Source organism: Streptococcus sp. SK140, from assembly GCF_000259525.1.
Lineage (GTDB): Bacteria > Bacillota > Bacilli > Lactobacillales > Streptococcaceae > Streptococcus.
Map to the genome: position 1 here is coordinate 24,050 of NZ_AJML01000001.1, position 24,756 is coordinate 48,805.

19 protein-coding genes and 1 pseudogene are annotated in these 24,756 nt (G+C 42.1%); 12 read left to right on the forward strand and 8 right to left on the reverse strand.

Annotation, left to right across the window (positions count from 1 at the left end; translation table 11 throughout):
* Positions 1-6: 6 nt before the first annotated feature.
* Together HMPREF1116_RS02660 and HMPREF1116_RS02665 are read left to right on the forward strand one after the other, a co-directional pair.
* The gene (locus tag HMPREF1116_RS02660; RefSeq protein ID WP_000814014.1) at positions 7-1,860 is read left to right on the forward strand and encodes a proline--tRNA ligase; all 1,854 of its coding nucleotides are present in this window, start codon (positions 7-9) and stop codon (positions 1,858-1,860) included.
* A gap of 214 nt (positions 1,861-2,074) precedes the next feature.
* On the forward strand, positions 2,075-3,454 hold the full coding sequence (locus tag HMPREF1116_RS02665) for a glycoside hydrolase family 1 protein (RefSeq protein ID WP_000911350.1): 1,380 nt from the start codon (positions 2,075-2,077) through the stop codon (positions 3,452-3,454).
* A gap of 78 nt (positions 3,455-3,532) precedes the next feature.
* Here the strand turns inward: HMPREF1116_RS02665 and HMPREF1116_RS02670 are convergent, their stop codons facing one another.
* The 8 genes from HMPREF1116_RS02670 to HMPREF1116_RS02705 form a co-directional block, all read right to left on the reverse strand.
* The gene (locus HMPREF1116_RS02670; RefSeq protein ID WP_000658507.1) at positions 3,533-4,207 is read right to left on the reverse strand and encodes a rhomboid family intramembrane serine protease; all 675 of its coding nucleotides are present in this window, start codon (positions 4,205-4,207) and stop codon (positions 3,533-3,535) included.
* On the reverse strand, positions 4,191-4,730 hold the full coding sequence (locus HMPREF1116_RS02675; protein WP_000749343.1) for a 5-formyltetrahydrofolate cyclo-ligase: 540 nt from the start codon (positions 4,728-4,730) through the stop codon (positions 4,191-4,193). Before HMPREF1116_RS02675 ends, HMPREF1116_RS02670 begins: the two co-directional genes overlap by 17 nt.
* Before the next feature lie 3 nt (positions 4,731-4,733).
* Positions 4,734-5,864: an N-acetyldiaminopimelate deacetylase gene (locus tag HMPREF1116_RS02680; protein WP_000885087.1), complete on the reverse strand. Its 1,131-nt coding sequence runs from the start codon at positions 5,862-5,864 to the stop codon at positions 4,734-4,736.
* A 61-nt stretch (positions 5,865-5,925) separates the two neighbouring features.
* On the reverse strand, positions 5,926-6,624 hold the full coding sequence (gene dapD, locus HMPREF1116_RS02685; protein ID WP_000127452.1) for a 2,3,4,5-tetrahydropyridine-2,6-dicarboxylate N-acetyltransferase: 699 nt from the start codon (positions 6,622-6,624) through the stop codon (positions 5,926-5,928).
* Positions 6,625-6,708: 84 nt separating this feature from the next.
* On the reverse strand, positions 6,709-7,620 hold the full coding sequence (locus HMPREF1116_RS02690; protein ID WP_001046385.1) for a DMT family transporter: 912 nt from the start codon (positions 7,618-7,620) through the stop codon (positions 6,709-6,711).
* An 82-nt stretch (positions 7,621-7,702) separates the two neighbouring features.
* The gene (gene pbp1b / locus HMPREF1116_RS02695) at positions 7,703-10,237 is read right to left on the reverse strand and encodes a penicillin-binding protein PBP1B (protein ID WP_001033003.1); all 2,535 of its coding nucleotides are present in this window, start codon (positions 10,235-10,237) and stop codon (positions 7,703-7,705) included.
* 149 nt (positions 10,238-10,386) lie between these two features.
* Positions 10,387-11,283, reverse strand: coding sequence for a UTP--glucose-1-phosphate uridylyltransferase GalU (gene galU, locus HMPREF1116_RS02700; RefSeq protein WP_001174607.1), 897 nt, complete (start codon positions 11,281-11,283; stop codon positions 10,387-10,389).
* Positions 11,284-11,308: 25 nt separating this feature from the next.
* Positions 11,309-12,325: an NAD(P)H-dependent glycerol-3-phosphate dehydrogenase gene (locus HMPREF1116_RS02705; protein ID WP_001041845.1), complete on the reverse strand. Its 1,017-nt coding sequence runs from the start codon at positions 12,323-12,325 to the stop codon at positions 11,309-11,311.
* A gap of 239 nt (positions 12,326-12,564) precedes the next feature.
* Between HMPREF1116_RS02705 and leuS the strand changes: the two genes are divergently transcribed.
* The 10 genes and pseudogenes from leuS to HMPREF1116_RS12530 form a co-directional block, all read left to right on the forward strand.
* Entirely contained in the window at positions 12,565-15,066 is a 2,502-nt protein-coding gene (gene leuS, locus HMPREF1116_RS02710; protein ID WP_000011804.1) for a leucine--tRNA ligase, read from the forward strand.
* Positions 15,067-15,249: 183 nt separating this feature from the next.
* Positions 15,250-15,705 carry a MarR family winged helix-turn-helix transcriptional regulator gene (locus HMPREF1116_RS02715; protein ID WP_001034370.1) on the forward strand — a complete coding sequence of 152 codons (456 nt, stop codon included), beginning with the start codon at positions 15,250-15,252 and terminating at the stop codon, positions 15,703-15,705.
* A 56-nt stretch (positions 15,706-15,761) separates the two neighbouring features.
* Positions 15,762-16,994 (forward strand): acyl-CoA thioesterase/BAAT N-terminal domain-containing protein, encoded by a 1,233-nt coding sequence (locus HMPREF1116_RS12195; RefSeq protein WP_001022025.1) that lies wholly within the window; start codon positions 15,762-15,764, stop codon positions 16,992-16,994.
* Between the two features lie 141 nt (positions 16,995-17,135).
* A complete protein-coding gene (locus HMPREF1116_RS02725) occupies positions 17,136-17,549 on the forward strand; it encodes a YjdF family protein (protein WP_000447946.1) in 414 nt (137 codons plus the stop codon).
* 121 nt (positions 17,550-17,670) lie between these two features.
* Complete coding sequence (locus HMPREF1116_RS02730; protein WP_001144897.1) at positions 17,671-18,363, forward strand: GNAT family N-acetyltransferase; 693 nt, start codon at positions 17,671-17,673, stop codon at positions 18,361-18,363.
* Positions 18,364-18,374: 11 nt separating this feature from the next.
* Positions 18,375-18,797 (forward strand): GNAT family N-acetyltransferase, encoded by a 423-nt coding sequence (locus HMPREF1116_RS02735; protein ID WP_000591045.1) that lies wholly within the window; start codon positions 18,375-18,377, stop codon positions 18,795-18,797.
* A 486-nt stretch (positions 18,798-19,283) separates the two neighbouring features.
* A complete protein-coding gene (gene ruvB, locus HMPREF1116_RS02740; protein WP_000086807.1) occupies positions 19,284-20,282 on the forward strand; it encodes a Holliday junction branch migration DNA helicase RuvB in 999 nt (332 codons plus the stop codon).
* A complete protein-coding gene (locus HMPREF1116_RS02745) occupies positions 20,263-20,835 on the forward strand; it encodes a nucleotidyltransferase family protein (RefSeq protein ID WP_001094254.1) in 573 nt (190 codons plus the stop codon). Before ruvB ends, HMPREF1116_RS02745 begins: the two co-directional genes overlap by 20 nt.
* Positions 20,836-21,335: 500 nt before the next feature.
* Positions 21,336-23,969: an accessory Sec-dependent serine-rich glycoprotein adhesin gene (locus HMPREF1116_RS12280; protein ID WP_000466180.1), complete on the forward strand. Its 2,634-nt coding sequence runs from the start codon at positions 21,336-21,338 to the stop codon at positions 23,967-23,969.
* Between the two features lie 246 nt (positions 23,970-24,215).
* Positions 24,216-24,756, forward strand: a pseudogene (locus HMPREF1116_RS12530) (hypothetical protein); the annotation flags it as partial.

Here is a 24,756-nt window from a genome sequence, read left to right on the forward strand (position 1 = left end):
GTCATTATGAAACAAAGTAAAATGCTTATCCCAACGCTTCGCGAAATGCCAAGCGATGCTCAAGTTATCAGTCACGCCCTTATGTTGCGTGCTGGTTATGTTCGTCAAGTATCAGCAGGTGTTTACTCATACCTACCACTTGCTAACCGTGTTATCGAAAAAGCTAAGAAGATCATGCGTCAAGAGTTTGACAAGATTGGTGCTGTTGAGATGTTGGCTCCAGCCCTTCTCAGTGCAGACCTTTGGCGTGAGTCTGGCCGTTATGAAACCTACGGTGAGGACTTGTACAAATTGAAAAATCGTGAGAAGTCAGACTTTATCTTGGGGCCAACTCACGAAGAAACTTTCACAGCTATTGTCCGTGATTCTGTCAAGTCTTACAAGCAATTGCCACTGAACTTGTACCAAATTCAACCTAAATACCGTGATGAAAAACGTCCACGTAATGGACTTCTCCGTACGCGCGAATTCATCATGAAAGATGGTTATAGCTTCCACGCTAACTACGATAGCTTGGATGTAACTTATGATGAGTACAAGGCAGCCTATGAGCGTATCTTCACTCGTAGTGGTTTGGACTTTAAAGCCATCATCGGTGACGGTGGAGCTATGGGTGGTAAGGATAGCCAAGAGTTTATGGCCATCACACCTGCTCGTACAGACCTTGACCGTTGGGTTGTTTTAGACAAGTCTGTCTCATCATTTGATGAAATCCCTGATCAAGTGCAAGAAGAAATCAAGGCAGAATTGCTCAAATGGATGGTTTCGGGTGAGGATACCATTGCCTACTCAAGTGAATCAAGCTATGCAGCTAACTTGGAAATGGCAACCAATGAGTACAAACCAAGCAATCGTGTTGTGACTGAAGAAGAAGTATCTCGCGTGGAAACACCAGGTGTTAAATCTATCGATGAAGTCGCATCCTTCTTGAATGTCTCTGAAGAGCAAACAATCAAGACCTTGGTTTATATCGCAGATGAGGAGCCAGTTGTGGCCCTACTTGTTGGCAATGACCAGCTCAACGAAGTCAAATTGAAAAACTACCTTGGAGCAGATTTCTTGGAACCTGCAACTGAGGCAGAAGTGAAAGAATTGTTGGGAGCTGACTTTGGTTCCCTTGGCCCAGTAAATCTTCCAGAAAATGTTAAGATTATTGCAGATCGCAAGGTACAAGATAGCCGCAATGCTGTTGTAGGTGCCAACGAAGATGGTTACCACTTGACTGGTGTGAATCCAGGTCGTGACTTCACTGCCGAGTATGTGGATATCCGTGAAGTTCGTGAGGGAGAAATTTCTCCAGACGGACAAGGTGTTCTCAACTTTGCGCGTGGTATCGAAATTGGTCACATCTTCAAACTTGGAACTCGTTACTCAGCAAGTATGGGTGCAGATGTCTTGGATGAAAATGGCCGTGCTGTGCCAATCATCATGGGTTGCTACGGTATCGGTGTCAGCCGTCTCCTTTCAGCAGTTATGGAGCAACACGCTCGTCTCTTTGTTAACAAAACGCCTAAAGGTGAATACCGTTACGCTTGGGGAATCAATTTCCCTAAAGAATTGGCGCCGTTTGATGTGCATTTGATTCCAGTTAATGTCAAGGACGAAGCAAGTCTTGAATTGACTAATCGTATCGAAGAAGCCTTAGTCAATAAAGGCTACGAAGTCTTGACAGATGACCGTAACGAACGTGTCGGAGTTAAATTCAGCGATAGCGACTTGATTGGTCTTCCAATCCGTATCACTGTTGGGAAGAAAGCAGCTGACGGTATCGTAGAAGTGAAGATCAAGGCGACAGGAGATACAATCGAAGTTCACGCAGATAACTTGCTTGAAACTCTTGAAATCCTAACAAATAAATAAAATCTATAATCAGAAGAAAAACAAGACAAAAATGTAACTAGTTTTTGCCTTGTTTTTTCTTTATAATGAGAGAAAGTAAGACTCAATGAAAATCAAAGAGCAAACTAGGAAACTAGCCGCAGGCTGTACTTGAGTACGGCAAGGCGACGTTGACGCGGTTTGAATTTGATTTTCGAAGAGTATAAACATTAAAAGCGTAAAAAGAGGTAGTGCTATGCTAAAATTTCCAAAGGATTTTGTCTGGGGTTCCTCAACTTCTGGGCCACAGACAGAAGGGCGAGTGCCTGGTGACGGAAAGGGAGATAATCTCTGGGATTATTGGTTTCAAGTGGAACCAAATCGCTACTACAATGGTATTGGACCAGACAAAACGTCGACCTTCTATGAAAACTGGGAAAAGGATATCGAACTTTTGTTAGAAACTGGCCACACAGCCTTTCGAACTTCTATCCAGTGGTCTCGTATTTTCCCACAGGGCCGTGGAGAAGTCAACCCTCAAGGTGTGGCTTTCTACCGCCAGGTATTTGAAGCCATCAAGGCCAAGGGTATTTGCCTCTTAGTCAATCTCTATCACTTTGACCTGCCTTTCGCCCTTCAAGAAGATGGCGATGGCTGGGAAAATAAGGCAACTATTAAGGCTTATGAAGACTATGCTCGTTTCTGTTTTGAGACCTACGGTGACCTTGTGGACCAATGGATTACTTTCAATGAGCCTATCGTTCCTGTAGAGTTTGGCTATTTTTATGATGCCCATTATCCTCATAAGGTGGATGCCAAAGCAGCCGTTAAGGTTGCCTATCATACCCAACTAGCCAGCACTCTTGCAGTTAAGGCTTGTCATGAAGTCTTGCCTGGCTCTAAGATTGGGATTGTCCTCAACTTGACACCAGCCTATCCACGTAGTCAGCATCCTGCGGATGTCAAGGCTGCTCGTATTGCCGACCTCTTTCAGGCACAATCTTTCCTAGATCCGTCTGTTTTAGGAGCTTATCCAGAAGAGTTAGTGGAAATTTTGTCTGAGCATGACTTGTTACCAGAGTACACAGCCGAAGAGTTAGAACTTATTCGCGAGCACACAGTTGACTTCCTAGGAGTGAATTATTACCAACCTTTGCGTGTCATGGCGCCGCGTTTTGCTAAGCATCCTGACAGCCCACTCTTGCCTGAGCATTTCTATGAACCTTACGTCATGCCAGGTCGTAAGATCAATCCACACCGCGGTTGGGAAATCTACGAGCAAGGGATTTATGACATTGCCCAAAACATCAAGGAAAACTATGGGAATATCGAGTGGATGCTGACTGAGAATGGGATGGGTGTTGAAGGTGAGGATAAATTCCGTGAAAATGGAATGCTCCAGGATGATTACCGTATTGACTTTGTCAAAGGTCACCTTCGTGAACTTCATCGCGCTATCGAAGACGGTGCTAACTGTAAAGGCTATTTGATTTGGACCTTTATCGATTGTTGGTCATGGCTCAATAGCTATAAAAACCGTTATGGTTTGGTCGAGCTAGACTTAGAAACACAAGAACGTCGCCTGAAAAAATCAGGCCACTGGTTCAAAGAACTCAGTGATAATAATGGGTTTTAAGCTACTTTTCAAATAGATTCAAAAAAACCATTGGAAATGAACTCCTCGATTTGAGAGTTTCCAATGGTTTTTCTTGTTTTATAATAGTCCGATAAAAAGCATCAAGGCTGATAAAGCAATGAAAGCTAGGGTTGCAAGACCACGTTGGCCTGGGCTGTATATCTTTCGTTCGCCTAGAACTGGGAAGACGATAGCTAGTAATGCGCCGCCGACAGCTCCACCTACATGTCCAGCAAGGCTGATTCCTGGCATTAAAACACTACCTACTAGGTTGATGACTAAGAGGGAGAGGTAGGATTGACCGAGCTGTTGAAGATAGGGGTTGCGTGAGGCATAACGGAGAACGACAATAGAAGCGAACATGCCGTAGAGGGCAGTTGAAGCACCAGCAGTAATGGCATTGGGACTAAAAACTAGGACAAAGAGATTTCCCATCATACCTGATAGAAGGTAGATAAAGAAAAACTGTTTGGATCCAAAGATTTGCTCCATCTGACGTCCCAAGAAGTAGAGGGATAGCATATTGACTAAAAAGTGCTCCAAGCCAATGTGGACAAATGTCGCGGAGAATAAGCGCCAGATTTGTTCAGGCATGGCCTTAATTGCTGGGGGATAAACAGCTCCGAATTTATACAAGGTAGCTGCGCTTGTGTAATTGAAACCACTGGTTAGAAACATGAGTATAAAAACCAGGGTGGTCACGAGAAGAAAGAAGCTCGTGACAGGATATCGACGATCAAAAATTTCTTTCATAGATGAGTACCTCCTCAACGGGAATATCATGTGGATCAGGATGGAAATCCTGAATCTGACAAGGATAAAGTGTACTAATGGTGTGACCAGAAAAATGCTCCAAGTAACGGTCGTAGTAGCCACCTCCGTAACCAACTCGATAGCCAGAAGTGTTGAAAGCTAAACCGGGAACATGGATCAAGTCAATCTGAGAAGGCTCAAAGACAATAGCTTCCCCCTGAGGTTCAAGGAGACCAAAAGAGTTTCTTTCGAGCTTCTCTGGTTCATAGAGCACCAAGTCCATTTTCCCATGTGGATAGGTTTTGGGAATGAGGATAGTCTTCCCATCTTTTTGAGCTTGTTCGATGAGCTCAGCTGTCTGAAATTCATGGGGAAAAGACAGGTAAGTGGCGATGGTTTTTGCTTCCTTATAAAAAGGATGTTGAAGGAGCCGCTCTGTTAGCCAATCGTTCATGCTCTGCTTTTTTTCTTTAGAAAGAGCTTTGAGTTCTTGTAAGACCTGCTTGCGTAAGCTTTTTTTCATAGTTTACTCCGCAGCTTTCTTGGCTAAAAAACTTGATACAGCTTCAACACCGATTACCAGAGCTTCTTCTTTAGGACTCATCTTTGGATGGTGAAGAGCATAGGGACTATCAATTCCAAGCCAGAACATGACACCAGGAACCTTTGATAGAAGATACCCAAAGTCTTCCCCTGTCATGGCAGGTTCGATGTCGATTAGTTCAATTCCCTCTTTTTCATCAAAGAAGGTCATCAATTCACAGGCTAGTTCAGGGTTGTTTTCAACTGGTAAATAACCTCCCTGCTTGAGTTCAACTTCCACATCCATATCAAAAGCAGCTGCGACACCTTCAGCGATAGCTTTGACACGTTTTTGAACCAAGAGGCTCATGCTGTGTGTGAGAGCTCGAATGGTTCCATGCAAGAAAGCTGTATCAGCTATGACATTATTGGTTGTACCAGCTTGAAAAACACCGAAAGTGACGACAGCTCCCTCGATAGGATCGACATTACGGCTGACAACTGACTGAACTTGAGTGACAAAATAGCTAGCTGCAACCAGAGCGTCGTTGGCTTCATGTGGAAAGGCAGCGTGTCCGCCTTTACCCTTAAAGCGAATCTTAACTTCACATGTTCCAGCAAAGAGTGTATGAGTATTGGTCGCAATTTGTCCAACTTTTAAGTCGGGGCGAACATGGAGTCCATAGAATTGGTCAGGCAACCAGTCACCAAAGGCATCATCTTCATACATGAGCATACCGCCTGCCTCATTTTCTTCCGCAGGTTGGAAGAGAAAGAGGAGGTTGTTTTTTGGTTGTTTTTCTAAAGCACGTTCGAGACTTCCAAGTGCAATAGTCATGTGAAAATCATGCCCACAAGCATGCATGCGGTCTGGATGTTGAGAGGCAAAAGGAAGGCCTGTTTGTTCAACGATTGGGAGGCCATCAATGTCTGTCCGCCAACCAATGGTACGTTCTGGCTGACTTCCCTGCAAGTAAACTAAAATACCTGTTCGCCAGGTACGAATCTGAACAAAATCCTTACCAGCTGTTAATTTCTCAATGACATTGAGTAAATAAGCGTGAGTCTTGAATTCTTCTAAACCAATCTCGGGAATTTGGTGAAGATCGCGTCGAGTTTGAATCAAATCTAACATAGTTAATTTCCTTCTATTGATACGATAAAGAGGCTGGAAATATTTCAGCCTCTGTTACTAATTACAAGGTGCGAAGCGCATCCTCTAGCGCTGTTTTTTGTTGGGTTTGGCTATCGATTTCCTTGATAACACGAGCTGGGACCCCAGCCACCACAACATTTTCTGGAACATCTTGAGTGACGATAGCGCCTGCTGCAACAACAGAACCGCTACCAATTTGAACACCTTCGATAACCACAGCGTTAGCACCGATGAGAACATTGTCACCGACACGGACAGGCTCAGCACTAGCTGGCTCGATAACGCCTGCAAGAACAGCACCTGCACCAACGTGGCTATTTTTACCGACAATAGCGCGTCCGCCCAGAATAGCTCCCATATCAATCATAGTGCCAGCACCGATTTCAGCACCGATATTGATAACAGCACCCATCATGATAACAGCATTGTCACCAATCTCAACTTGGTCACGGATGATAGCGCCTGGCTCGATACGAGCATTGATATCACGTTTATCAAGGAGAGGTACAGCCGAGTTGCGAGCGTCTTGTTCAACAACATAGTCCTTGTTTTCTGTTAGTCCATCAAGAAGTGGAGCGATATCTTTCCAGTCTCCAAAGAGAACATTCCCAAGCTTGATAACAGAAGCAGGGATAGCTCCGGCAAGTTGTCCCTCAAAGGTCACTTTTACACTTGTCTTTTTCTCAGCATTTGCGATAAATTGGATAATTTCTTGAGCATTCATTTTTGTAGCAGTCATAGGTGTCTCCTCACTCTTTGTAATGCTTACTATTCTACCAAAAAAGGCTTCAATTTTGAAGCCTTAAGTGTTAAAAGAAGGTGTTTAATTCTTGGATTTAGATTCTTCAATGGACAAGAAAACCATAGGAATGATAATCAAAATCATGGCTAGTACCAAGAAACCATCCAGAACCATGCCAAGGAAAAGGACACTGAGGATAGCAGAGGATAGAGGTTCGCTTGCGCTAACGACCGAGACCACCAATGGGGAAACGAGAGAGACGGCCTTCATCGATAGGAAAAAGGCAAAGGCAGTTCCCAAAAAGGCAATGGTCAAACAAATACAGATACTGATGGCATCAACCTGGAAGCTAATCTTATAAACGGGGTAGAGAAAATTACTAAAAAGTCCAGCGATAATCATTCCCCAGCCAACAGTTGGCACAAAACCGTATTTTTTAGCGAAACGTTGGGGTAAGATGACATTGAACATGACGCCTAGGGCACTGAGAAGTCCAGTCAGTAAAGCAAGAGGAGTGATGGATAGCTTAGACAAATCGCCTTTGGTAGCCATCAAAAAGACCCCAAGCATAGCAGTCAGAACATAGAAGATCGCTTTTTTAGAAGCTTTTTTCTTGTAGATAATGCGGTTGTAGATAAGAATGAAGACAGGACTGATAAATTGTAGGATGGTTGCAGTTGTAGCATTGGAGTACTCCACACAGAGATAGAAGAAATACTGAACGGAGAAGATCCCTAAGATAGCATAGGCCAGAAAAGGAAGGTAATTGTTTCGATTTCTCCAGATCTCGAAAAGCTGGGACCGGAGTTTAAGGCTAGATAAGACGATTACGAAACTACCAGCGACGAGTAGACGCATAGAAGTAATCCACCCTGAAGATACTTGATAATGTGAAAAAAAGTACTCTCCTAAAATTCCGCAGATCCCCCAGATCAAGCCAGAAAGGAGAGAATAAATGGTTCCCTTAAAAATATTCTTTTGATATTTATTCATGTTGCTATTGTACCATGAAACGAAGAAAGAAAAAAGAGAGTTGAGAAAATCATTTCTTTCCCACTCTCAATGATTGTGCTAGTTAGCGCCGTTGATTGCTACTTCTGTTATTGGAACTAGAGCTACTATTATTGTTCCCGTTACTATTAGAAGTATTATTACGATTATTACGACTATTACTATTATTGTTGTTATTGTTACTGCTATTGTTTGATGAGGAAGAAGATACTTTTGGCAGACTTCCTAAAATGGTGTTCCAAGCATTTTGGTAGTCAGAATCGCTTCCACCAATAGCGAATTTATAAGTGGTAGTCGGCGCGCCAGCTTGGTTAGCCCAGTAGCTAGTCACCGTTTCTCCGCTTAGATTAATTTCTTTCCCATTGATAGTCACCTTTCCTGGCTTTTGACCAGTTGATTTGAGGACTTGTGATGAAGTGACACTTGAATCGAGTTTGAAACGTTCTGAACCCCAAGCAGAAGGAGATGCTTGCTGGATGGCATTTACCAGATGAGCCATGTATTTTGCATTGCGGTAGTATGCTCCCTGGGCTAGAGGGCTGTTATCATCATGTCCAACCCAGCCTCCAAGGGTTAATCTTGGAGTAGAGACCATTAGCCACATATCCCCTTCTTCATTGGTTGTACCAGTTTTTCCGATCCAGTCAGCACCTGCTAGACTGGAATTGATAGAAGTCAGATCCGTTTGGAAGCTTGTAGTGACTCGAGATGAAAGCACATCTCTTAGCAAACTCTGCATAATGGTTGCAGTAGCTTTAGAGTATACTTGGATGGGTTTAGCCTGATGTTCATAGAGAACCTCACCACTCGTTTTCTCAATTTTTGAGATCATGTATTTCTTATGATAGGTACCATTGTTCGCTAGCGTTTGGTAGCCATTGGTGTGCTGGGCTACAGTAACTTCAATTCCTCCTCCCATTGGAAGACTTTCAATGCCATATTCTGGGATTTCATAGCCCATTTTTTCCATATAAGAACGGACATCAACCCCTTTTTCACGGAGCATTCTGTAGGTCCAGTAAGCTGGGATGTTCCAAGAATAGTTGAGAGCTTCTTTAAGGTCTATCATGGCTGTTCCAGGACTGTTGACATGCATGATCGGAGTTCCGTTAGAGAAGTTTGTTGGATAGTTTGAGAGGATGCTAGCACTTCCCATAAGCCCTTGGTCGATAGCAATACCGTAGGCCAAGAGTGGCTTGGTAGTGGAGGCGGGGGAACGTTTGGTATCGAAGGCGTGATTGTTTTGATTGGTCTGATAATCTCGTCCACCTACAAACCCTAAAATCGCCCCAGTTTGATTGTCCATCAAGACATTCCCAACTTCAGGTTGACCCGAGCTATCATTTAGAAGGTATCCGTAGTTTGTTACGGCATTTTGCATAGCAGTATGAATCGTTTTATCGATGGTAGTTGTAATTCGGTAACCACCGTTTTGGATTTCTTTTTCAGCCAATTCTTGATAAGATTTTCGGATAGATTCGTTCTGTAGTTCTTGGTCAGAAACATTGTCCTTTTGCACCAGATAATCATACATAATCTTGGTAGCCTCATCGAGTGCAGTGAAGTAGAGGAAGCCTTTAGAGGTAACGCTAGCATTTTCTGATGGCAAGAAGTCTTGCTTAATGTCATAAGTCTTGTAGGTTTCATAGTCTTCCTGGCTGAGGACTCCTGTTCGATACATATTGTAGAGAACATCTTTTGAGCGCTTGATACCGAGTTTAATATCTTCTTCGCTCTTCATTTCACCAGTAGATTCATAAGGTGAGTAGGAAATAGGGCTTTGTGGTAAACCTGCTAGGAAAGCCGCTTGAGGAATGGTTAGCTTGCTTGCATCCACCCCAAAAATCCCTTTGGCAGCTTGTTGAGCACCTGCGATATTTTGACCCTTGTTATTGCGTCCAAAAGGTGCAACGTTGAGGTAGGTGGTTAGGATTTCGTCCTTGCTCATGGCTCTTTCTAAGGCCAAGGCATCCACGATTTCACTGGCTTTACGAGCAAGTGTAGGAGCATCACCAACCACTTGTTGTTTGATGAGCTGTTGTGTTAGGGTAGATCCTCCACTGGAAGAACCAAGTCCGATGAATTTTCCTAGACTGGCGCGAATAACCGCTTTAGGAACAACACCGTTGTGCTCTGCAAAGTGTTCATCCTCGGTTGCAACGATAGCTTGCTTGAGATTATCTGAGATGTCATCTGATGACACAGATGTGCGAAGTAGATCGCTTTCAATAGCGCTAATCATGGAACCATCTGCATAGCGAATTTCAGAGATGGATGAAATATTATTGACCTGCTTGATCAAATCCTCCGTTTGAGGGACACTAACTTGATCAAAGAGAGAAACAGCATAACCTAAGGCAACCCCTGTTCCAAGGAGACCGCCAATAAAAGCTAGGATGAAAAGTGTGTTAAAAGTTGCCTTTATTCCAAGTAAAATTTTTGCAAATAAAGCCCAGATATCGAATGGTGTTTGCGTTTGCTTTTTCTTCTTAGAAATTTTTCCACTCTTTTTCTTTGTATTCATTTTAGAAATTGTTAATTTTAGAGACCCAAGTAAGGCCAGTCCTTTTTGTTTGATTCTTGTTACATGTTTGTTCATAGAATTCCTCACTCTTTATTATTATACCATAAAAGCAATTATTGCAAGAAATTAGGCTTAGAACAGGGATTTGGATAGGGATTGGAGTTCGAAATTTAGACATTGAAAAAAGCCAGATTTGAGCTAAATCTGACTGTTTGACAAATTGTTTATTTTTCTCCTGAAAGTTCTTTTCCAAGATCAATCAAGTAGTCCTTCAAGTGGTCTTTGACTTGTGGGTGTTTAAGGGCGTATTCGATGGAAGTCTTCATAAACCCAAACTTGTCCCCGACATCGTAACGTGAACCTTTAAACTCACGAGCAAATACTCGTTGGGTTTTATTAAGTGTATCGATAGCATCTGTTAGTTGAATTTCATTTCCTGCACCTGGTTTTTGACTTTCGAGGATGCCGAAAATTTCAGGTGTGAGAAGGTAACGACCGATAATAGCTAAATCACTTGGTGCGTCTTCAGGTGCTGGCTTTTCAACGAAGGTTTCAACACTGTAAAGACCATCATTTCCTTCCCCTTGAGGAGCGATAACACCGTATGAAGAAACTTCTTCATGTGGGACAGGCATGACAGCGATAGTAGAAGCATGAGTCTTCTCATAATCATTCATGAGTTGTTTGGTCAATGGGACAGCTTTGTCATCAGTGATGTCCATGAGGTCATCTCCAAGCATAACCACAAAGGGTTCGTTTCCGACGAAAGCCTTTGCTTGTAAGACGGCATCTCCGAGTCCACGTGGGTGTGTTTGACGGATGAAGTGAAGACGCATACCAGTTGTTTCGTCAACTAGTTTCAAAAGGTCGGTTTTTCCTTTTTCCTTGAGGTTGTATTCTAGTTCAAAGTTTGAGTCGAAATGGTCTTCGATCGAACGTTTTGACTTTCCTGTTACCACAAGAATGTCCTCAATTCCAGACTTAAGAGCTTCTTCAACGATGAACTGGATGGTTGGTTTATCGACGATTGGCAACATTTCTTTGGCTAAAGCTTTGGTAGCAGGAAGGAAGCGAGTTCCAAGTCCTGCAGCAGGGATAACGGCTTTTCTAACTTTTTGCATCATGAGATTCCTTTCTAAATGTGGGTTAAGACCACTCGTTCTCTGCCTTGAACTCATTGCTCATGAGTTCAGAAACGGCATCCTTAATATTAACATTTTCATAAATAACTTGGTAGATGGCTTGGGTAATAGGCATATAAACTCCTAGCTCTTGTGCTAATTCGTAAGCAGCTTTGGTTGTTGAAATTCCTTCAATGACCATTCCCATATTTGCTTCGATATCTGCCAAGGCTTCGCCACGCCCAAGAGCATCTCCAGCACGCCAGTTACGTGAGTGGACAGAAGTTCCTGTAACGATTAAATCCCCAACTCCAGAAAGACCACTGTAAGTTAATGGATTTGCTCCAAGTTTAACACCCAGACGGGTAATTTCTGCCAGCCCGCGCGTGATAATAGCAGCTTTTGCATTATCACCAAATCCAAGTCCATGGAGGGCACCTGCACCAACAGCAATAATATTTTTAAGAGCACCAGCTGTTTCCACTCCGATAACATCCGTATTGGTATAAAGGCGGAAGTAGTGGTTACTAAAGAGTGTCTGAACATATTGAGCAGTTTGTAAATCCTTGGATGCAGCCGTAATCAAGGTAATGTCGCGTACAATCGTTTCTTCCGCATGGCTAGGACCAGATACAACCACAATCTCACTACGTAACTCTTGAGGGATTTCTTCTTCAAGAATGGTTGAAAGACGTTTGTGGCTATTGGGCTCGAGACCTTTTGAAGCATGCATGACCACCACTTTATGGTCAAGAACGGCAGCCACTTGTTGGGCAACTAGTCGTGTAACCTTGGTTGGGACAACAAATAAAACAGCATCTACATCCTTCAAAGCTACTTCTAGGTCTTGGTAGGCTACAATTTTTTCATCTAAGACAATATCCTTAAAATAGTGTTTGTTAGTATGATGTGTATTGATTTCTTTGATTTGCTCGGGAATGTTTCCCCAAATACGTACCTCATGACCATTGTCATTTAGGACTTGTGATAGGGCAGTTCCCCAAGAACCAGGTCCTAAAACTGCGATGGTTTGTTTGTTCATCTTTTCCTCCTTCTGAGAAAGCTCTTTCCTACATTCTACCACAAAAAGCACTATCATGCATCTATATTATTTATGAAGAATTAATTGAATGATAAATTATATATGTTAGAGAATTTTTAGAATTTATTTGTAAAATAGTCTAGTTTTCAAAGGGAGAAACGATAAAAAACACGAAAAGAGGAACAATATTCCCCCTAAAAATGGTATAATAGGAGCATCACGAAAATTGGAGAGACGCTATGAGTTTTTACAATCATAAAGAAATCGAGCCTAAGTGGCAAAAATACTGGGCTGACAATCACACTTTTAAGACAGGAACAGACGCTTCAAAACCTAAGTTTTATGCACTCGACATGTTCCCTTACCCATCTGGAGCGGGTCTTCACGTAGGACACCCAGAAGGTTACACAGCGACTGATATCCTCAGCCGTTTTAAACGTGCGCAAGGCTACAATGTCCTTCACCCAATGGGCTGGGATGCTTTTGGTTTGCCTGCAGAGCAATACGCTATGGATACAGGAAATGACCCGGCGGAATTCACAGCAGAAAACATTGCCAACTTCAAACGCCAAATCAATGCGCTTGGATTCTCTTACGACTGGGATCGTGAAGTTAATACTACAGATCCGAACTACTACAAGTGGACACAATGGATTTTCACCAAGCTTTACGAAAAAGGCTTAGCCTATGAAGCGGAAGTGCCAGTAAACTGGGTTGAAGAATTGGGTACAGCTATCGCCAACGAAGAAGTTCTTCCAGATGGAACCTCTGAGCGTGGAGGCTATCCAGTTGTCCGCAAACCAATGCGCCAATGGATGCTCAAAATCACTGCCTATGCAGAGCGCTTGCTCAATGACTTGGATGACCTTGACTGGCCAGAGTCTATCAAGGACATGCAACGCAACTGGATTGGTAAATCAACTGGTGCCAATGTCACTTTCAAAGTAAAAGGAACAGATAAGGAATTCACCGTCTTTACCACTCGTCCAGATACACTTTTTGGTGCGACCTTCACTGTTTTGGCGCCTGAACATGAACTAGTAGATGCCATCACGACACCTGAACAAACTGAGGCTGTGGCAGACTACAAACACCAAGCCAGCCTTAAATCAGACTTGGCTCGTACTGACCTTGCTAAGGAAAAAACAGGAGTTTGGACTGGAGCTTATGCCATCAATCCTGTCAATGGCAAGGAAATTCCAATCTGGATTGCGGACTACGTTCTTGCTAGCTACGGAACAGGTGCTGTTATGGCTGTACCTGCTCATGACCAACGTGACTGGGAATTTGCTAAACAATTTGACCTTCCAATCGTAGAAGTGCTTGAAGGAGGCAACGTTGAAGAGGCTGCCTACACAGAAGATGGCCTTCATGTTAATTCTGACTTCCTAGATGGATTGAATAAAGAAGACGCCATTGCTAAAATTGTGGCTTGGTTGGAAGAAAAAGGCTGTGGTCAAGAAAAAGTGACCTACCGCCTCCGCGACTGGCTCTTTAGCCGTCAACGTTACTGGGGTGAACCAATCCCAATTATTCATTGGGAAGATGGAACTTCAACAGCTGTTCCAGAAAGTGAATTGCCACTTGTCTTGCCAGTAACCAAGGACATCCGCCCTTCAGGTACTGGTGAAAGCCCACTGGCCAACTTGGCAGACTGGCTTGAAGTGACTCGTGAAGATGGTGTCAAGGGTCGTCGTGAAACAAACACCATGCCACAATGGGCTGGTTCAAGCTGGTACTACCTCCGCTATATTGACCCACATAATACTGAGAAATTGGCTGATGAGGACCTTCTCAAACAATGGTTGCCAGTAGATATCTATGTGGGTGGTGCGGAGCATGCCGTTCTTCACTTGCTTTATGCTCGTTTCTGGCATAAATTCCTCTATGACCTCGGTGTTGTTCCAACTAAGGAGCCATTCCAAAAACTCTTTAACCAAGGAATGATCTTGGGAACAAGCTACCGTGATCACCGTGGCGCACTTGTGGCAACTGACAAGGTTGAAAAACGTGACGGTTCCTTCTTCCATGTGGAAACAGGGGAAGAGTTGGAGCAAGCACCAGCCAAGATGTCTAAATCCCTCAAGAACGTTGTCAACCCAGATGATGTGGTGGAACAATACGGTGCGGATACCCTTCGTGTCTATGAAATGTTCATGGGACCACTCGATGCTTCCATCGCTTGGTCTGAAGAAGGATTGGAAGGAAGCCGTAAATTCCTTGACCGTGTTTACCGTTTGATTACAAGTAAAGAAATCGTTGCGGAAAACAATGGCGTTCTTGACAAGGTTTACAACGAAACCGTTAAATCTGTTACAGAGCAAATCGAGTCTATGAAATTCAACACAGCCATCGCCCAACTCATGGTCTTTGTCAACGCAGCTAACAAGGAAGACAAACTCTATGTAGACTACGCCAAAGGCTTTATCCAATTGATCGCACCATTTGCACCTCACTTGGCAGAAGAACTCTGGCAAACAGTCGTAGCAACAGGTGAGTCTATCTCTTACGTGGCTTGGCCAACATGGGATGAAAGCAAATTGGTTGAAGACGAAATCGAAATCGTCGTTCAAATCAAAGGAAAAGTTCGTGCTAAACTCATGGTTGCGAAGGACCTTTCACGTGAAGAATTGCAAGAAATCGCTCTGGCTAACGAAAAAGTCAAAGCAGAGATCGATGGCAAAGAAATTGTGAAAGTGATTGCGGTACCGAATAAATTAGTTAACATTGTTGTTAAATAACCAATTTATTTGCTCATTTGCAACCTCAAACAGTTCCCCAAACTGTTTGAGCCAACTAAACTCGTAAATATCGTAACGAAATAAATTTAAAAATCCTTCAGAGCTAAGTTCTGGAGGATTTTTTAGGCTCAGCTTGACAATAAATAGCATTTTTGTTAATATCATTAACAAAAGAGAGGCGCTATGAATAAGAAAGAACTGCATAAGTTTAATAATCGTTTTAACAGCTTTGCTTTAGCTTTTGAACAGTTGAAAAAAGCTCAGCATAGGAACAGTATTGATAAATCAATCACTATTAATGAAGTCCATTTGATCGACCTGATAGGTCGCAATCAGCCTGTGAATCTAGTGAAATTATCTGAGTTACTTGAAGTATCTAGGAGTGCCATTACTCAGAGTGTTAGACGTTTAACCAAGAAAGACCTCGTTACTTTTGAATTTGCACCGGATAATGAAAAAAATAAATATCTGATATTATCCAAAAAAGGTGTTGACGTTTTTAATATCCATAAAGAGCAGCAAGAACATATTGAAAAGGCCATTTTTTCAGTTTTAAAAAACTATAGTGAAAAGGACCTTCAAATGATTATGAAATTGATGGATGATGTTGAAAAGGTATGGCAAGAATTACCGTGGTAAAAATCACGGTAATTTTAAAACCGTATTGTTAATCATATTAACAAAAAGAGGAAGATATGAATATAAAAATTGAACTGATTTCAGAGTCTGATTTAGCAGACGAATCTTTTAATATTGTCATCGATGGCTTAAAACCAAGAGAAACATATCAAGTCGAAATGTTTCTATCCGATTATTATTGTATCAATGCTCCCATGCTATTAGCTCATGATGTTTTATGGAAATCAACAGCGACTTTTGTATCAGATAAGAATGGTATTATTGATATTTCACAAACTCCATCTTGTGCTGGCTCTGATGAAGATATTGCAACAATGGGGTTATTCTTTAATGCCAAGCCCTTGACCAATAAGGAAAAGAAACTGTCAAAATCTCTTTCTAAAATTCCCTTATTAGATCATTTTTTTGTGGAAGTCAAAATTATACAAGGTAATACTGTCGTCGCAGAGAGAACTTTCACAAGACATTACATGAGTTCGCAAATTAGTCATCAAGATATTTACGGGAAACATTTTCAAGGGAGACTCTTTTATGATAAAAAGGCAATAAAAGCACCAGCATTGATTATTGTGAGCGGTAGTGAAGGAAGGATTGAAAAGGCACAGAATATAGCTCAGCTTCTATCTTCTAGAGGTTATATTTGCCTAGCAGTTGCCTACTTTGGTTTAGAGGGGTTGCCAAAACATTTGGAACGTATTCCTTTAGAGTGCCTTGTGGAAGCAAAGGATTATCTACGTCAGCATCATCAAGTAGATAGTGAAAGAATTGGAATCTATGGACGTTCTAAGGGAGCAGAGTTAGTTTTAGCTGAGGAGAGCATTTTTAATGACGTTCAATGTTTGGTACTAAATTCACCCTCTGATGTGGTGTATGAAGGAATAGAAGGGAAATGGAACTCTCATACTTCTTCTTGGACGTATTTGCAAAGAGAACTTCCCTATCATAAGTTTCGACTTAGAGATTATCTGTTCAGCAAACTTTTAAAAAAATCCTTCCCTAAAGATTGCTCTGCTAGGATAGATATTGGTCAAATGCATTCACCAATCTTATTGCTCGGAAGTACTGTTGATGAAATATGGGATACCTCGTCAGCAATTGATGAGATTGTTTCACACTATAAAGGACACCACATTACATTTAAAAAATACCATGAAACAGGTCACATGTTGACGGTGGCTTATCAACCAAATCATCGTTATCGAAAAGATTGGCGTTTATTGATGAAAGAGAGTAAGGATTCTTGGTTGGCTACGATTCATTTTTTTGATAGGTATTTGAAGAAGCAATAACATAAGATTATAAATATGCTATAATAGTTCCAACTAAGATAAAAACACAGTTCTGGTTGGTAGTCCAGACGTAGGCAAGCCTATCAGTAACCTTCCTCCTTGGTTGTCCATTCTTAGGGATAGATTTAAGGAGGTGCTGTTGTGGAAACAATTTCAATTGGATTGACAGTTTATTTTGAAGATGGATTTTGGCATGGTTTGTTTGAACAAGTGTATCGAGAAACTTATCAAGTTTGTCGTGTGACATTTGGTCAGGAGCCAAAAGATGATGAAATTCTAGAGATTTTACAGACTCAGTTTACTCAATTATCTTTTAGTCCAGAAACTACAGTTAAGCAACATGTAAAAATCAAGAATCCTAAACGATTACAACGAATGGTGAGGAAACAAGTAAATCAAAAAGTTTCTTCCAAGTCGAAAGAACTATTGCAGTTGCAGTATGAGGAAAGGAAAAAGATTTCAAAACATCAATCTAGTGTCCAAAAGCAATTGCTCAAACAAGAGAAATTCGAACGCAAACAGCAAAAACGTAGAGAGAAGCACAGGGGGCATTAACTCACTTGTTTCCATATTTGATCAATCCTCCATAGACTGGAGGATTTTTTGAATATTATGTGTGAGATGTGATATACTATTCACATCTTTAAACTTATAAGTGTGAGATAAGGAGAAAGCTATGCCTGTAAATGAATATGGTCAGATGATTGGTGAACCTGTAGACGATACACCTGAAGTGTTACCGTCGCTTGTACGGATAGAAGGACAGTATACGATTATCGAAGCTCTGTCAGTGGAAAAGCATGCGGAGGATTTGCTGGCTGTTTATGGTCCAGAATCACCTCGAGAGATGTGGACCTATCTCTTTCAACCACCAGTAGAAAATCTTGAAGAATTAATTGTTGCTTTAAAGCAGATGATTGAGCGCAAGGATCGCTTCTATTATGCGATTATCGATAAAGTGACTGGAAAGGCGCTGGGGACTTTTTCTCTCATGCGCATTGACCAAGCCAATCGCGTGATTGAAGTTGGCGCGGTGACATTTTCTCCGGCTCTTAAACAGACCAGGATGGGAACAGAAGCCCACTATTTGCTAGCTCGTTATGTCTTTGAAGAGCTCAACTATCGCCGTTATGAGTGGAAATGTGATGCACTAAATCTACCTTCTAGAAAAGCGGCAGAACGTTTGGGTTTTATCTACGAAGGCACTTTCCGTCAAGCTGTTATTTATAAAGGGCGTACTAGGGATACGGACTGGATGTCTATGATTGATAAGGACTGGCCAAAGGTCAAAGCTCGTTTTGAATCGTGGTTGAGTCCAGATAATTTTGATGAAAATGGGGAGCAGTTGAAATCCCTTAGAGAATGTTAGAAAGGTTTGTTATGATTAAGATTACAAAAGAAACATCTGTTTCACTTGATGACGTTTTGCATCTCTACCAGGCAGTTGGTTGGACAAATTATACCAATCAGCCTCAAATGTTAGCCCAGGCTCTGACTCATTCACTGTCCATTTATCTAGCGCGTGATGGTGAGGAAATCGTTGGTCTAGTTCGCTTGATTGGAGACGGTTTTTCTTCGGTTTTTGTCCAGGATTTGATTGTCTTGCCTACTTATCAGCGTCAAGGAATTGGCAGCACCTTGATGAAGCAGGCTTTATCCGATTATAAGGATACCTACCAAATCCAACTAGCGACAGAAGAGTCTGAAAAGACTCTTGGATTTTATCGTTCCTTAGGTTTTGAAACCTTGTCTAGCTTCCAGTGTACGGGCATGATTTGGGTGGACCGAAAAAAATTAAAATAATCTTTTTCACTTAAGCTAACTTTAAGTCTTACCCTGTATCATGTAATTATTAAATAAAGACCTCCTAACTTTATTTAATGGAAATCCTAAAACTTTTTTCATCATAATCTCCCTAAAGAAGTCACCAAATTCGGTGGCTTTTTTCTTGTTTGCTTTTAGCAATTTTTAATCAGTATTTTTCATTTTTGAACAAAATTAAAAAACTAGAAATTCTTAAGTTAACTTTAAGCCTGCTTGTGTATCATGTAACCATTAAATAAAGACCTCCCAATACTCTTCGAAAATCTCACCATACTTCGTTAGAGTCGACTTACCTAACTTTAGTTATGCTTGCGTCGCTCTGCCTAGTCTGATTTCGATTTTCATTGAGTAACCTTTATTTAATAGAAATCCTAAACTTTTCTTTTTCATAATAATCTCCCTAATGAAGCCACCAAATTCGGTGGCTTTTTTGTTTGTGGGCTGGATTTTTGCTATAATAGGAGCATGAGTAGAATTTTAGATAATGAAATCATGGGCGATGAGGAGTTGGTAGAACGTACCCTTCGTCCCCAATATTTACGTGAATATATCGGTCAAGACAAGGTTAAAGACCAGCTTCAAATCTTTATTGAAGCAGCAAAAATGCGTGACGAGGCGCTAGACCATGTTCTTTTGTTTGGCCCTCCAGGTCTCGGGAAGACAACCATGGCTTTTGTCATTGCCAATGAACTGGGAGTCAATCTCAAACAAACGTCTGGTCCCGTTATCGAAAAAGCCGGTGATCTGGTAGCGATTTTGAATGACTTGGAGCCAGGAGATGTTCTTTTCATTGATGAGATTCATCGCTTGCCTATGTCGGTGGAAGAGGTGCTTTACAGTGCTATGGAAGACTTCTACATCGACATCATGATTGGTGCGGGGGAAGGTAGTCGCAGTGTCCATCTAGAATTACCACCTTTTACCTTGATTGGTGCGACGACACGAGCAGGAATGCTGTCAAATCCTCTTCGTGCACGTTTCGGGATTACTGGCCACATGGAGTATTATGCCCATGATGACTTGACAGAGATTGTCGAGCGGACGGCAGATATTTTTGAGATGGAAATCACCCATGAAGCTGCTGCTGAGTTGGCTCTCCGTAGCCGTGGAACTCCTCGTATTGCCAATCGTCTTCTCAAGCGCGTGCGCGACTTTGCACAGATTATGGGCGATGGCTTGATTGATGATGTGATTACGGATAAGGCTTTGACCATGCTGGATGTAGACCATGAAGGTTTGGACTATGTGGACCAGAAAATTCTCCGCACCATGATTGAGATGTACGGTGGCGGTCCTGTCGGTCTAGGAACACTTTCTGTTAATATCGCGGAAGAACGTGAGACGGTTGAGGATATGTACGAACCTTACCTAATCCAGAAAGGCTTTATCATGCGAACTCGTTCAGGTCGGGTCGCGACAGCTAAGGCATATGAACATTTGGGATATGAATACATTGAAAAATAAGGTTGAAATCTTAGACTTTTTCAGAGATAATTCTGACATGATGGCTATTCTGACTATCATCCGTGACTTGGAATTAAATGATTCCTGGTTGGCAGCAGGTTCGGTCCGAAATTTTATCTGGAATCTCTTGTCAGATAAGCCAGCCTTTGACCGTGAAACGGATGTGGATGTGATTTTCTTTGATCCAGATGTGAGTTACGAAGAAACGCTGGCTATAGAGAACAAGTTGAGGGAGGCCTTTCCCCAGTATCAATGGGAGCTGAAAAATCAGGTCTATATGCACCAACACAGTCCCCATACACCGCCGTATAGAAATTCCTGCGATGCCATGAGTAAATATCCTGAACGTTGTACGGCAGTAGGACTTCGCTTGCATGCTGACGCAACTTTAGAGCTCTTTGAGCCTTATGGTTTGGAGGATATTTTGAACTTTCAGGTTCGACCGACTCCTCATTTTTTAGAAAATGAAGACCGAATGAAGCTCTATCAAAAGCGTTTATCTAAGAAAAACTGGCGAGAAAAATGGCAAAATCTTACAGTTAAAAATACTTAAGGAAACTTTAAGATAGGAGCTGTATACTTATTTCATAAGTTAAGAAGAACTTAACTTTAACTCCTAAAACTTTTTCATAATAATCTCCCTATAAAAAATTAAGTCGCCCAATCAGGCGGCTTTTTTTGGTGTGAACTAAAGTGTCATCTTATCACTGTTAAGATTATGGTAGAGGTGACAAAATCTAGAGGAATCAAACTAAGCAAGTTTGAAAAAACAGGAACTCAAAGTTCACTGATATTCCTTTTGCTTATAAAATGAAAAAAATGAAACTTAGAAGGTTAAAATATGGTAAAAAATCGTCAAAAAGTTTAGACATAGATGTCAAAAATGTGCTATAATATAATGATTAAAACATTAGTCTATATTATAATTTTTTGAATATATATGCTGATAAAGATGATAAAATAAGTAAAACTCCAAATTATAGCCATTATTTACAAAAAAATATAAATAAGACTTTGTTTTATAAAAAAACGAAATCCAAGGAGATTTTAAAAATGTTTTTTAGACGTCAGGAAGGACGATATAGAGAAACAGACCGTGTTACCCGATATAAGTTGATTAAGTCGGGGAAACATTGGTTACGTGCATCAACGTCGCTATTTGGCTTGTTTAAAGTTCTTCGAGGTGGTATTGATACAGCCCAAGTTACAACTGAAGTTGTAGAAGATCGTGTGTCTACCTCTCTAACTGGATTAGATATCCTTAAGGGGATAGCCGCCGCAGGAGCAGTGGTTGGTGGTGGAGTTGCCACTCACACGCAAGTTCATGCCAATGAACAAGTTGCTGTGGAGAAGGTGGTTGAAGGAACCGATGCTCTCGCTACTTCCGACCAAGCTGTCTTGGGAACTGTCAATAAAGATGATGAGCAACAAGCTTCTGTTTCGACATCTAACTCTGTCAGTGAGAGTGTCTCTATCTCGGCTTCAACAAGTGCATCTGAGTCCGTAAGTACCTCGGCTTCAACAAGTGCATCTGAGTCCGTAAGTACCTCGGCTTCAACAAGTGCATCTGAGTCCGCAAGTGCTTCGACTTCAACGAGCACTTCAGCATCAACAAGTACATCTGTATCAGCATCAGCAAGTTCAGCTGTAAGTAGTTCACAGACAGCTACTGTAGATACTCCACAAGCGGAAAGTCAAGCAGAATCTGGTAGAACTAGTGCCCAAGAAACTGCTAGCCAAAAGGAAACTGCTACTCCAACTTTGGATGGTAAGGTAACACTTACCACTGCTATTTCTAATGTAGAAAACTTTAGCCCTAAACAAGGGGATGTGACGACTACTGTTACTACAGCCATTGCTGCTACTGTAACATCAGAAGCGACAGCTAAGAAGGTGGAAGAGGACCGCAAAAAACTAGCTAAACTATCAGCTGAGATGGGTGAATATCTAGCTAAAGCTGCTGGTTTACCAAATACCGATTCAGCTATCACTAAGGTGAATGCTGCTGTAGTAGAGATTGAAAAAGCACTTGCAAATCCAACTGCTGATTTGACAGCAGTCGTGCAAAAAGCTACTTCAGCTCGCAATTCCATCGTGAATGCTGTGACACGTGCAAATTCAGGTCAACGTGATAGCCGTAATGGACAGGCGATGCCGACAGGGGAAAATCTCAGAGGTTTTGCACCTAAAACTCAGAATGAGCAAACAACAGCAAATATTGTATCTGGGACTTTTTCACCGACTAGTCGTGAGGTAAAATGGACAATCTGGATGAATGCCCAGAGTCCTCATGCCTATGCGGGTTTGATTGCTAAGGTCGATCCAAATACGACAATCACAGCAGCCTATCTAAATGGTGTGAAAATGGACTTGCAAAGCCAGTCCAACAATGAGTATATTTTCCAGAATCGTCATGGTTACAGTGCCAGAAAAAACTTGGATGCCACTATTGAGATTGTTGCAACAGCCAATAATAGCTCAAGTCAGGCAACCTTGGATGCACAAGTTGCGACAAGTAGTAGGGAGTTTTCAGCAAGTAACCCTCCTGGCAACTACACTTCTGTAATGACCAGTACTGTTAAAACAGGACCGAAGACTACAACACCTGAAAAGCCGGTGAATCCAAGTACTCCAGGTAATTCTGCACAAACGGATGAAAAACCAACTGTTACCATGCCATCGCGCATTGAGGTGTATAATGATGATGCAGTAAGCTATAATATTGACTTCAATGACGATAAAGCCTTACAAGATTTTTGGGAAAATCCAAAAAATACAACTATTAAAGGCTTGATGGGAGAACATTTCCCAGGTAAATATGGTTTCGCCACGGTTCAAACAAATAATAAAGGTCAAGTAGTTGGATGGGTTTTTGATAATAAAACATGGACTGCAAGAGTTTATGGAACTGTAGGTAGAACTGGTAACACTTGGGATCCTATGACACCTGGTGAATACACTGTTGAATATCAAGCAAGTGATAGTCCTGGAATTCAGTGGGGAAAAGCAACTACAACATTTGTTATTAGAGGATTTAATGAACGTCAAGATCCTGTTAGTGGTGCGACAGTAGATGTTAAAAATCCTTCCGCACTAACACAAAAAGAAAAGGATCAAGTTCTTGAAAACTTTAAGCAGGCAAATGCAAGCATCCTTTCTAACACAGACTATAAAAAAGGTAACGAAATTGGTTCGCTTGCTATATCTGATAGTGGTGTAATTACAATTACTTATCGAGATAAGACAGTGGATATTGTCCAAAGTAGCCTGAAAGATTTAACGTCTGAGAGCATCTCGCTTAGCAACTCTATTTCTACAGCTGTGAGCCAAAGTGCCTCAACAAGCGCATCTAAGTCAGCGTCGACAAGTGCAAGCCAAAGTGCCTCAACAAGTGCATCTAAGTCAGCGTCGACAAGTGCAAGCCAAAGTGCCTTGACAAGTGCGTCTAAGTCAGCATCGACAAGTGCAAGCCGAAGTGCCTCAACAAGCGCATCTAAGTCAGCGTCGACAAGTGCGAGCCGAAGTGCCTCAACAAGCGCGTCTAAGTCGGCGTCGACAAGTGCAAGCCGAAGTGCTTCAACAAGTGCGTCTAAGTCAGCGTCGACAAGTGCAAGCCAAAGTGCCTCAACAAGCGCATCTAAGTCAGCGTCGACAAGTGCGAGCCAAAGTGCCTCAACAAGGCTCTAAGTCAGCTCGACAAGTGCAAGCCGAAGTGCTTCAACAAGCGCATCTAAGTCAGTGTCGACAAGTGCAAGCCAAAGTGCTTCAACAAGCGCATCTAAGTCAGCGTCGACAAGTGTGAGCCGAAGTGCCTCAACAAGCGCAAGCACGTCAGCTTCAACAAGTGCAAGCACATCAGCAAGCACATCTGCTTCAACAAGCGCAAGCACATCAGCAAGCACATCAGCAAGTACGTCAGCTTCAACAAGTGCAAGTACATCAGCAAGCACGTCAGCTTCAACAAGTGCAAGCACGTCAGCAAGTACATCAGCTTCAACAAGCGCAAGCACATCAGCAAGCACGTCAGCTTCAACAAGCGCAAGCACATCAGCAAGCACATCAGCTTCAACAAGTGCAAGTACATCAGCTAGCACATCAGCAAGCACATCAGCTTCAACAAGCGCAAGCACATCAGCAAGCACATCAGCTTCAACAAGCGCAAGTACGTCAGCAAGCACATCAGCTTCAACAAGTGCAAGTACATCAGCAAGCACGTCAGCGTCAACAAGCGCAAGCACATCAGCAAGCACGTCAGCTTCAACAAGTGCAAGCACATCAGCTAGCACATCAGCAAGCACGTCAGCTTCAACAAGTGCAAGCACATCAGCAAGCACGTCAGCTTCAACAAGTGCAAGTACATCAGCAGCACATCAGCTTCAACAAGTGCAAGTACATCAGCTAGCACGTCAGCAAGCACATCAGCTTCAACAAGTGCAAGCACATCAGCAAGCACGTCAGCTTCAACAAGTGCAAG

Coding starts and splice junctions, on each gene's coding strand:
- HMPREF1116_RS12195 (WP_001022025.1), top strand. CDS start 15,762: ATGAATATAAAAATTGAACTGATTTCAGAGTCTGATTTAGCAGACGAA.
- HMPREF1116_RS02705 (WP_001041845.1), bottom strand. CDS start 12,325: ATGAACAAACAAACCATCGCAGTTTTAGGACCTGGTTCTTGGGGAACT.
- HMPREF1116_RS02675 (WP_000749343.1), bottom strand. CDS start 4,730: ATGAAAAAAAGCTTACGCAAGCAGGTCTTACAAGAACTCAAAGCTCTT.
- HMPREF1116_RS02680 (WP_000885087.1), bottom strand. CDS start 5,864: ATGTTAGATTTGATTCAAACTCGACGCGATCTTCACCAAATTCCCGAG.
- HMPREF1116_RS02665 (WP_000911350.1), top strand. CDS start 2,075: ATGCTAAAATTTCCAAAGGATTTTGTCTGGGGTTCCTCAACTTCTGGG.
- HMPREF1116_RS02745 (WP_001094254.1), top strand. CDS start 20,263: ATGAATACATTGAAAAATAAGGTTGAAATCTTAGACTTTTTCAGAGAT.
- ruvB (WP_000086807.1), top strand. CDS start 19,284: ATGAGTAGAATTTTAGATAATGAAATCATGGGCGATGAGGAGTTGGTA.
- HMPREF1116_RS02670 (WP_000658507.1), bottom strand. CDS start 4,207: ATGAAAGAAATTTTTGATCGTCGATATCCTGTCACGAGCTTCTTTCTT.
- HMPREF1116_RS02735 (WP_000591045.1), top strand. CDS start 18,375: ATGATTAAGATTACAAAAGAAACATCTGTTTCACTTGATGACGTTTTG.
- HMPREF1116_RS02690 (WP_001046385.1), bottom strand. CDS start 7,620: ATGAATAAATATCAAAAGAATATTTTTAAGGGAACCATTTATTCTCTC.
- HMPREF1116_RS12280 (WP_000466180.1), top strand. CDS start 21,336: ATGTTTTTTAGACGTCAGGAAGGACGATATAGAGAAACAGACCGTGTT.
- leuS (WP_000011804.1), top strand. CDS start 12,565: ATGAGTTTTTACAATCATAAAGAAATCGAGCCTAAGTGGCAAAAATAC.
- galU (WP_001174607.1), bottom strand. CDS start 11,283: ATGCAAAAAGTTAGAAAAGCCGTTATCCCTGCTGCAGGACTTGGAACT.
- HMPREF1116_RS02660 (WP_000814014.1), top strand. CDS start 7: ATGAAACAAAGTAAAATGCTTATCCCAACGCTTCGCGAAATGCCAAGC.
- dapD (WP_000127452.1), bottom strand. CDS start 6,624: ATGACTGCTACAAAAATGAATGCTCAAGAAATTATCCAATTTATCGCA.
- HMPREF1116_RS02730 (WP_001144897.1), top strand. CDS start 17,671: ATGCCTGTAAATGAATATGGTCAGATGATTGGTGAACCTGTAGACGAT.
- HMPREF1116_RS02715 (WP_001034370.1), top strand. CDS start 15,250: ATGAATAAGAAAGAACTGCATAAGTTTAATAATCGTTTTAACAGCTTT.
- pbp1b (WP_001033003.1), bottom strand. CDS start 10,237: ATGAACAAACATGTAACAAGAATCAAACAAAAAGGACTGGCCTTACTT.